Annotated in this window: 2 protein-coding genes; one reads left to right on the plus strand and one right to left on the minus strand. The window is 40.3% G+C overall.

Annotated features, from left to right (window positions below):
* Positions 1 to 103: 103 nt before the first annotated feature.
* On the minus strand, positions 104 to 1,438 hold the full coding sequence (locus tag U9K52_RS21075) for a lipase family protein (protein WP_322928001.1): 1,335 nt from the start codon (positions 1,436 to 1,438) through the stop codon (positions 104 to 106).
* 272 nt (positions 1,439 to 1,710) lie between these two features.
* Between U9K52_RS21075 and U9K52_RS21080 the strand changes: the two genes are divergently transcribed.
* Positions 1,711 to 3,279, plus strand: a complete 1,569-nt coding sequence (locus U9K52_RS21080; protein WP_322928002.1) for a type I restriction-modification system subunit M — start codon at positions 1,711 to 1,713, stop codon at positions 3,277 to 3,279.
* Positions 3,280 to 3,418: the final 139 nt, after the last annotated feature.

Below are 3,418 nucleotides of genomic sequence, written 5' to 3' on the forward strand. Positions count from 1 at the left end.
TTGAACGATGCCTGAGGTTTCCGAAGGCAGAGTACCAAAGCAAAGCCACCCGTTACAGGAAATCTATAACAGGTGGCTTTTATATGAAATCAATATATCGGCGTTATTTTTCTTCTTTCACTGCGGATTTCATGTCTGATAAGGCATGCTTGGAAATCCAGCCGATGATCTGGGAAATGATTCTTGCAATCATTTCGGCTTCGGTTACGGGAGAAATACCAGGTACTGTTTTGGCGTAGGATGATGGTGTTGGTGGCAAAGGCTGCGGAAGGATCAGTCCGGTAACTTCAGGATTTGAACCGTTGGCCGGAATACCGGAATACATTTCAACATGCTGGATGAACAACTGTTCTACAAAATCCTGTATTGATTTTGGAGGAACATTAATTACCGAAGTTCCCATGGAATGCTGAAGCGTTCCGGGCAGCGAACTGTTTTGAATCCGGGTATACACGGCACCCGACTGTGTAGAATCTACGATTGCGTAAGCCTGAAGTGCCTGCAGTGAGGCTGCAGTCCAGAAGTTAGGTGATGGGCCGTAAAGATCGGCTATCTGTTGCAGATCCTGTTTCTGCCATGCGTGAGGTACGACATCCAGATCATTCCAATGCATCGTATTCCAGCTTTGGTAAGGAAGCGATTGCTTTTCCCAGCCGGAAGGCAATGCAGGAAATGTACTGTTGAAAAGGCTGGCAAAATTGGTTTCTCCCGGAGTGGCTCCCGCAGTAGGATACACCAGCGTAAGATCAAAAGCATCCAGCTTTTTCTGTTCCGTAAGATACAGCGCCAAAGTAGGAGAGAGGGCTCCCGCAAGGCTGTGGCCGCAGAAAATTACAGCAGTATTTTCGGAAAGCTGCACACTGCTTAAGAATTGCTCAAGCGTAGTTCCCGGAGCTGCGGCAGTTTCTACAGTCGTCAATCCCAGAAGGTTGCTGATTCCGGTAGCGGTTCCGAGTGAAATATAGGGATCAGTACCGTTGTAATCGGATGGACTGAAACTGGATGGATTATACGTACTCCAATTGACCACCTGTGAAACGGAAAAGTCTTCAGATTCCCAATCGTATAAGGAATCGGGGTTGGTGGCGGCGATGGCTACGACGTAGGTTGGCATTACAGGTCCGCCCGGAAATGCCACGGCATCACACTGCGCTACAAATACGGCATTATCGGAAACATCATCGTTGTTTTCCTGCAACAGGGCAGGTCCCCAAACCAGGTTCCAGCTGCCCAGCACCGGCGTAACCGAAGCATCGGCAACAGAAGGACCGGTCTGTCCCAGAATGGTTACCGGCGGAACATTATTCAGGTAGAAAGAAAGATCGTACTGCAGCTGTTGCTGTAATTCACTCGCGGTACCTTTGTACCCTGAGGAACGGCCCACAAGGCAGGCCATCCCGAATATCTGCTGATAAGCATCTAATGTTGGATTTGTCATGATGTATTTTTGTTTTTGGTTGATCGTTTTTGTTGAATGAATGCTGATTATTTATTTTTAAATAACAGAGTAAAGTTCGGGACAAATTGTGATTTGCGAATCCGTGAAAATGACCAAATTGAGGGGTAGGTGTTTGTACGGATCACAATCATTATAATTGAGTTAGGGTAATTATTTCATTGATTTATAGTTTATTATAATTTAATTTATAATATGATATTGACTGAAAGGCTAGAAAATAATACCTTTAAGCATTTTAATTAAGGATAACCATGTCAGAAGAACAGAAACGTCAGTTGCAGCAGCAACTTTGGAATATAGCGAATACTTTAAGAGGTAAAATGGATGCGGATGAATTCCGTGATTATATCTTGGGATTTATTTTCTATAAATATCTTTCAGAGAAAATACATTTTACGGCTAACAAAATTTTATTAGATTCGGGTGAAGATGTTGATTACAATGATGTTGATGAAAATACTGAAGAAGGAAAAGAAATTGTAGAAGCCATTTATGAAGAAGTCGTTGAAGATTTAGGGTATTTCCTGAAACCTTCGGAACTTTTCAGTAATATTGCTAAAAAAGGACATCAGAAACAGGAAGGTAAATCTAATTTTATCTTAGCTGAACTTTCTAAAATCCTTACTAATATTGAGCAATCCACATTAGGGACAAACAGTGAAGATGATTTTGAAGGATTGTTTGATGATTTAGATTTGACTTCTGCAAAACTAGGACGAACGGAAGACGAAAAAAATACATTAATCTCCAAAGTTCTGTATCATTTGGATGATATTGATTTTAATTTATCAGATACGAATGCTGATGTTTTAGGTGATGCTTACGAATATCTGATTGCACAATTTGCAAGTGGCGCTGGTAAAAAAGCAGGGGAATTTTATACGCCTCAACAGGTTTCTACTATTTTGGCAAGAATTGTTACGAGCAGAAAATCACAATTAAAATCTGTATATGACCCGACATGCGGAAGTGGTTCGTTACTTTTGCGTGTTGCCCGTGAAGCGAAAGTGAGCGATTTCTACGGTCAGGAAATGAACCGTACAACTTACAACCTCGCAAGGATGAATATGATTCTTCACGGGGTCAATTACAGCAACTTTGATATCCGTCAGGAAGATACACTTGAAAAACCACAACACCTTGATAAGACCTTTGATGCAATTGTAGCCAATCCGCCCTTTTCTGCAAAATGGAGTTCTAATGAATTGCTTTTGTTGGATGAAAGATTTTCACAATACGGAAAGTTAGCTCCTTCTTCAAAAGCTGACTTCGCTTTTATCCAGCATATGATTCATCATTTGGATGAAAACGGAATTATGGCTGTCGTAATGCCTCACGGTGTTCTGTTCCGTGGTGCAGCCGAATTGGTTATCCGAAAATATCTGATTAAAGAGAAGAACTATTTAGATGCAGTAATTGGTTTGCCTGCCAACATTTTCTTCGGAACCAGTATTCCGACCTGTATTTTAGTCTTTAAAAAATGTCGTGAAGCAGATGAAGATATTTTATTCGTAGATGCCAGCAAAGAGTTTGAGAAGCAAAAAAATCAAAATGTATTGCTCAATGCTCATATCAATAAAATTGTTGACACTTATCAAAACCGTACAGTAATTGAAAAGTTCAGTCATAAAGCGACATTGCAGGAAGTTGCAGATAATGACTATAATCTCAATATTCCTCGCTATGTGGACACTTTTCAAGAAGAAGAGGAAATTGACATTCAGGCGGTAATGGCAGAAATTAAGGAGCTTGAAGCAAAGCGTTCTCAACTTGATTCTGAAATTGAAGTTTATTTGAAAGAATTGGGATTAGTAAGCTAATTTTTTTTGGCTTAGCAAAATCCTCAAGGCTTAGAATTTTAACAAATAAATAATCAAGATGACAGAAGAAAATAAAAGTGTAAAGAATTTTCCTAATAAATTACCAAAACTTAGATTTACAGGGTTTGAAGGGGAATGG

This window comes from Chryseobacterium sp. MHB01, from assembly GCF_034651565.1.
GTDB classification, from domain to species: Bacteria; Bacteroidota; Bacteroidia; order Flavobacteriales; family Weeksellaceae; genus Chryseobacterium; species Chryseobacterium nepalense.